Source organism: Mitsuaria sp. TWR114 (assembly GCF_007997345.1).
The window spans coordinates 1-6525 of sequence record NZ_VOSR01000399.1; the positions used below are offsets into that span (position 1 = coordinate 1).

At 68.7% G+C, this 6525-nt stretch carries 3 protein-coding genes and 1 pseudogene; all 4 read right to left on the reverse strand.

All coding sequences use genetic code 11. From position 1 onward, the window contains the following. The coding region (locus FUT87_RS14995) for an adenylate/guanylate cyclase domain-containing protein (RefSeq protein ID WP_147241533.1) at positions 1-316 on the reverse strand (316 nt) is incomplete at its 3' end. A 267-nt stretch (positions 317-583) separates the two neighbouring features. Next, a pseudogene (rpoD, locus tag FUT87_RS15000) lies at positions 584-2811 on the reverse strand (RNA polymerase sigma factor RpoD). Between the two features lie 431 nt (positions 2812-3242). Continuing rightward, positions 3243-5321, reverse strand: coding sequence for a DNA primase (gene dnaG / locus FUT87_RS15005; RefSeq protein ID WP_147241534.1), 2079 nt, complete (start codon positions 5319-5321; stop codon positions 3243-3245). Positions 5322-5330: 9 nt separating this feature from the next. Continuing rightward, positions 5331-6525, reverse strand: a 1195-nt coding sequence (locus tag FUT87_RS15010) for a bifunctional diguanylate cyclase/phosphodiesterase (protein ID WP_147241535.1), incomplete at its 5' end; no start/stop codon positions are given.

Here is a 6525-nt window from a genome sequence, read left to right on the forward strand (position 1 = left end):
CGACCACCTCGCCGCGCGCCAGCGCGATCTGCAGGTGGGTGTGGCGCAGCCGCTCGCTGCGGGCCGAAGTCTTGACCAGCAGCTCCTGCATCCGCATCGCGGCCTTGATGCCGTCGCGCGGGTTGTCGAAGGCGGCCATCAGGCCGTCGCCCAGGGTCTTGATGATGTCGCCGCGGTTCTCGTCGACCGCCTGGCCGATCAGCGCGACCGTCTGCGTCACCAGCCCCGAGGCCTCCGCGTTGCCCAGGGTCTCGAACAGCGCCGTGCTGCCGCGCAGGTCGGCAAACAGGACGGAGCGCTCGCGGATCTGGGTCATCGGCCTTGTTGGAGCTGAGGTGTGAAGGAAGTCTCAGTGTAGCCGCGCCACCCTCGGCGCCGCGTGGTGATTAGCCCTCGCCTCGGGGGCCTGTCGGCCCGGGTGCGACACCTCTCCCCCGACGGGCGGGCGAATGCCGGAGCACGCCCGGGGCGACAGCGCCCGGCCATGAAAAAACCGGCCAGCGTCCGAAGACGGTGGCCGGTCGATGAGGCAAACCCGGTGCCCGAGTTCGGCAGCCGTCTGGCCGCCGAAGGGGCGGGGGATTTACAGGTTGTCCAGGTAGGTGCGCAGCTTGTCGCTGCGCGACGGATGCTTGAGCTTGCGGATCGCCTTGGCTTCGATCTGGCGGATGCGCTCGCGGGTGACGTCGAACTGCTTGCCGACTTCCTCCAGCGTGTGGTCCGTGCTCATCTCGATGCCGAAGCGCATGCGCAGCACCTTCGCTTCGCGCGGGGTCAGGCTGTCGAGGATGTCCTTCACCACCTCGCGCAGGCCGGCCTGCATGGCGGCTTCGATCGGCGCGGTGTTGTTGGTGTCCTCGATGAAGTCGCCCAGGTGGCTGTCGTCGTCGTCCCCGATCGGCGTTTCCATGGAGATCGGCTCCTTGGCGATCTTCATGATCTTGCGGATCTTGTCCTCCGGCATCTCCATCTTCTCGGCCAGCGTCGGCGCATCCGGCTCGAAGCCGAACTCCTGCAGATGCTGACGCGAGATGCGGTTCATCTTGTTGATCGTCTCGATCATGTGAACCGGGATGCGGATGGTGCGGGCCTGGTCCGCGATCGAGCGGGTGATGGCCTGACGGATCCACCACGTCGCGTAGGTCGAGAACTTGTAGCCGCGGCGATATTCGAATTTGTCCACCGCCTTCATCAGGCCGATGTTGCCTTCCTGGATCAGGTCCAGGAATTGCAGCCCGCGGTTGGTGTACTTCTTGGCGATCGAGATGACCAGGCGCAGGTTGGCCTCGATCATTTCCTTCTTCGCGTCGCGCGAGGCCTTCTCGCCCTCGTTCATCCGCTTGTTGATGCCCTTGAGATCATCCAGCGGCACCACCGCCTTGCCCTGGATGTCGATCAGCTTCTGCTGCAACTCCTGGATGGCCGGCAGGTTGCGCGACATGATGTTCGCGTACGGCTTGCCCGAGGCCACTTCCTTCTCGGCCCACTGCAGGTTCAGCACGTTGGGCGGGAAGGTCTTGATGAAGTGGTCCTGCGGCATGCCGCACTTGTCCACGACGATCTTGCGGATCTCGCGCTCGAAGCGGCGCACGTCGTCGACCTGCGAGCGCAGGATGTCGCACAGCTTCTCGATGGTCTTGACGGTGAAGCGGATCGTCATCAGCTCGGCGCTGATGGCCGCCTGGGCCTTGTTGTAGTTGGCCGACTTGTAGCCGTCCTTCTCGAAGGCCTTGCGCATCTTGTCGAAGTTGGACGCGAGCGAGTCCAGCTTCACCAGCGCCGCGTTCTTCAGCTCTTCCAGCTTCTTGGTCAGGGCCTTGGAGCCGCCGGCGCCGTCGTCGTCGTCCTCTTCGTCGAACTCGTCGAAGTCTTCCTCGGCGACGTAGTCGTCCGCCTCGTCATCGGAGACGAAGCCGTCCACGGCTTCCGAGATCTGCATCTCGCCGGCGCGGATCTTGGCCGCCATGGCCAGGATCTCGGCGATGGTCGTCGGGGATGCGCTGATCGCCAGCATCATGCCTGCAGGCCGCCTTCGATGCGCTTGGCGATCTCGATCTCGCCCTCGCGGGTCAGCAGCTCGACGGTGCCCATCTCGCGCATGTACATGCGCACCGGGTCGGTCGTGCGGCCGAATTCGGAGTCGACGGTCGACAGCGCGGCTTCCGCGGCTTCTTCCGCTTCCTCCTCGGTGGCCGTCGGGGAGGTCGAGCCCTGGATCAGCAGCGTGGCGGCGTCGGGCGCCTGCTCGTACACGGCGATGCCCATGTCGTTGAGCATCGACACGATCGCCTCGAGGATTTCCTCGTTGATCAGCTTCTCGGGCAGGTGGTCGTTGATTTCCTGATGCGTCAGGAAACCCCGCGTCTTGCCCATCTTGATGAGGGTCTTGAGCTCCTGGCGGCGCTTGGCGACTTCCTCTTCGGTGAGCGCGGTCTCGTCCAGGCCGAACTCGCGCATGAGCGCGCGCTCCTTGGCGCGGCTGACCTTCATGCGCAGCGGCTTGGCCTTGGGCTTGTCCTCGCCCAGCTCCTCGACCTCGGCGGCCTCGACTTCCGCGTCGGCCTCGCCGTCGCCCTCGACCTCGCCGTCGGCGTCCGCGTCGCCGAAGTCCTCGTCCTCTTCCTCGACCTTGGCCTTGCCGGCGGGTTTCTTCGACTCGGTCTCGGCCTTGGGCTTGCGGCCGCGCTTGGGCTTGTCATCGGCCGAAGCGGTGGCGGTCTTGGTGGTCTTGGCGGCGGCCTTCGCGGCCGGCTTCTTGACTTCTTCGGTTTCTGCGGCGGCGGCCTTGGACGCGGTCTTTTTGGCGGTCATGCAGTTCCTCGGTGGCTCGGGGCCAGTAGGTGAATGCGGGGAAATTCGCGGTGATGCAGGCAATGCAAACGGCCACCTGCGTCGCCGGCGCCCACAAACTCCCGGCACTTGCGGGCTATGCGGCGCGACGAGCCCAGGCGGCTCGAACTCGTGCCCTGGACGACAGGTCGGGACGACCCGACCGCCATTCAAGGCTTGGCGCGTGAAGGCTAGCGTGAACCGTTGAAGTTGCAGCCCAGGCGGTAAAGGTTGGCCACTTTGAATATGAACCCAGGGTCAGCTGGGGGGCCGGGGACCGGTTGGCGCTGCGGTCACTCTTGACGCGCGAAAACCCTTGATTATCTGCGAAATCGGTTGTTTGGTCAAAAAGGCGGATGCAACCGCCCCGAAGAGCGCCCATGGAACGCCCATAGAACGCCCATAGAACGCCCTCAAACCGCCTTCAGGTCGCGGATCTGCCGCTGCAGCGACTGGAAGCGCGCCATGTCCGGCTGCGGACTGCGGGCGATCCGGTCGGCGTCCGCCTGCAGCTTGCCGATCCACAGCTTGCGCAGGGTTTCGCGGAATTCCGCCTCGAGGTGCTCGTCGCCGGGCGGGGCGGTCAGCGGGCCGCCGCTGACGCGCTGGGCGAGGTCCATCAGGTCCGCTTCCTGCAGCGCGACCTGCAGCACCGCCCAGGGCGTCGGGCCGTTGTCGACCAGGAAGCGCTCGAGCCAGGCGATCAGCTGCCCATGTTCGCCGGGCAGTTCATGCAGCAGCTGCAGGTCCTGTTCGCCGATCTGGTGCCAGAGCTCGCCGTGCAGCAGCAGCATCCGGACCGCGAGGTTCATCGGCGCCGGCGGCAGCTCCAGCGGCATGCCGATGGTCGGGTCCTGGTCGCGCTTGCGCCACTCGCCCTTGCCGCTCCACTTGCCTTTGCCGCCCTTGCCCTTGAAGTCGCCCTTGGGTTCCCACTTGCGCTGGGGCTGGCCCGGCGGCGGTCCGCCGGACGCGACGCCCGCGTCGACATCGTGCGGGATGTGGACCTCGTCCGGTCCATGCGAGCCCTCGTCGCCGTAGGCCGAGGCGGGGATGTCGAAGTAGGGGTCGTCGTGGACGCCGTCCGTCGACGGAGCGGCCGCGCGCGCGGCCGGTCTCGGCGCGGGCGCCGCGGCGGGACGCTCCGCGCGCGGGCGAGTGCCCGGCGCGGCCGGCGGCAGCGCGTTGGCCCACAGCGCCTGCAGTTCCGCGTCCGGCAGCTGTGCGCGCCGTGCCAGCTCGCCCAGCAGCTGGCGCTTGAGCAGCCCATCGGGCAGCGCTGCCCACAGCGGCTTGGCGACGCTGAGCATCCTCGCGCGGCCCTCGGGCGTGCCGAGGTCGCAGCCGTCGGCGGCGGTCTCCATCAGCTGGCGCGACAGCGGCACGGCGCCCTCGACGCAGCGCTCGAAGGCGTCGGCTCCCAGCTCCCGGACATACGAATCGGGGTCGTGTTCGGTCGGCAGGAAGAGGAACTTGATCGTCCGCGTCTCGTTGGCGTGGGGCAGGGCGGCCTCGAGCGCCCGACCCGCGGCGCGTCGGCCGGCGGCGTCGCCGTCGAAGCTGAACACCACCGACTCGGTGAAGCGGAACAGCTTCTGCACATGGTCCTGCGTGCAGGCCGTGCCCAGCGTCGCCACCGCGTTGCCGAAGCCGTGCTGCGCCAGCGCCACGACGTCCATGTAGCCCTCGACCACCAGCGCATAGCCGCGCCGGCGCATCGCGGGCCGGGCCTCGTAGAGGCCGTACAGCTCCTTGCCCTTGTGGAAGACCGGCGTCTCCGGGGAATTCAGGTACTTGGGCTCGCCCTTGTCGAGCACGCGCCCGCCGAAGCCGATGACCTCGCCCAGCACGTTGCGGATGGGGAACATCACCCGGTCGCGGAAGCGGTCGTAGCGGCGCTGCTCGGCCTCGCTCTTGCCGGGGTCGTCCTGCAGGATGACCAGGCCGGTCTCGACCAGCAGCGGGTCGTCGTAGGACGGGAAGGCGCTGGCCAGCGAGCGCCATCCATCGGGCGCGTAGCCCAGGCCGAACTGCAGCGCGATCTGGCCGGTGAGGCCGCGGCCCTTGAGGTATTCGATCGCGCGCGGGTTGCCCTTGAGCTGCTGGCGGTAGTGCTGGCCGGCCTTGGCCAGGATCTCGGTGAGCGTGGCCTGGCGCTGCTTCTGCGCCTTTTCCTGCTCGCGCTGCTGGGGGCTGCGGTCGTCCTCGGGCACCTGCATGCCGGCCTGCTGGGCCAGGTCCCTGACCGCGTCGATGAAGCCGATGCCCAGGTGCTCCATCAGGAAACCGACGGCGTTGCCGTGCTGGCCGCAGCCGAAGCAGTGGAAGGTCTGGCGCGAGGGGCTGACGGTGAAGCTCGGGGTCTTCTCGCCGTGGAACGGGCACAGGCCCTTGTGGTTGATGCCGGCCTTCTTGAGGTCGACATGGCGGCCCACGATGTCGACGATGTCGACGCGGGCCAGGAGGTCCTGAATAAAGCCGGGCGGGATCACCGCAGAAGTTTAAGTGATGGCCTGCGGCGGCTTTTCGCGGCCGCGGGCGACGGCGCCGCGCTGCCGCGCCCAGTCCAGCAGCGCCTGCGGCGGCAGCGGCTCGCACAGGCCGCTGCCCTGGCCGACGCGGCAGCCCATCTCGACCAGCGCCCGCGCATGCGCCGCCGATTCGACGCCCTCGGCCACGAGTTCGCAGCCGAACTGCCCGGCCAGCGCGATCACGCCCTGCACCAGCGCCCGGTCTTGCGGGTCGACCAGCATGGTCTGGACGAAGGAGCGGTCGATCTTCAGCTGGTCCAGCGGCAACTGCTTGAGCACCGACAGCGTCGCGTAGCCGGTGCCGAAGTCGTCCATCGCCAGCCACAGGCCCAGGCGCTTGCAGTCGGTGAGCAGGCGGCGCGCCAGCACGACGTCGTCAAGCGCGCTGGACTCGAGCAGCTCCAGCACCAGCCGCTGCGGCGGGACTTCCGGATGGCGGGCCAGCAGGGCGGCCAGCCGCGCCGGGAAATCCGGCGCCGCCAGATGACGCGGGCTGATGTTGACGCTGAGCGTGAGCTCGAGGCCTTCGGCCTGCCAGCGCCCGCATTGCGCGAGCGCCTGTTCCAGCACCCAGTGCCCGAGCGCGGCGGCCATGCCGCTGCGCTCCACCGACGGCAGGAAGGCCGCCGGCGCCAGCAGCCCGCGCTGCGGGTGGCGCCAGCGCAGCAGCGCCTCGGCGCCCAGCAGTTCGCCGGTGACGAGGTCCAGCTTGGGCTGGTAGTGGAGGCACAGCTCGCCGGCCTCCAGCGCCTGCTGCACGCGCAGCGCGGCCTGGGCCTGCGCCTCGCGGCTGCGGCGCTTCTCGACGTCGAAGAACTGCACGCCGTCGCGGCCGCTGCGCTTGACGCGGTACAGCGCATGGGCGGCATGGCGCATCAGGGTCTCGGCTTCGCCGCCATCCTGCGGGTACAGCGTCGCGCCGACGCTCGCGCTCAGCCGCAGCACGTCGCCGGGCGTGCCCGCCGCGCTGCCGAAGATGTCGTCGTCGCGGGCGTCCCCGTCCTCGTCCCTGTCCCTGTCCAAGCCCATGGCCGAGGTCGGCATTTCCTCGGTCACCGAAGCGGCGTCGGCCGAGGCGTGATCTGGCGATGCGTCGATCGGCCGGCGCACCACCTGGACGAGGCGGTCCAGCGCCAGCTGCGCCTCCGCGGCGCTCTGCACGCGC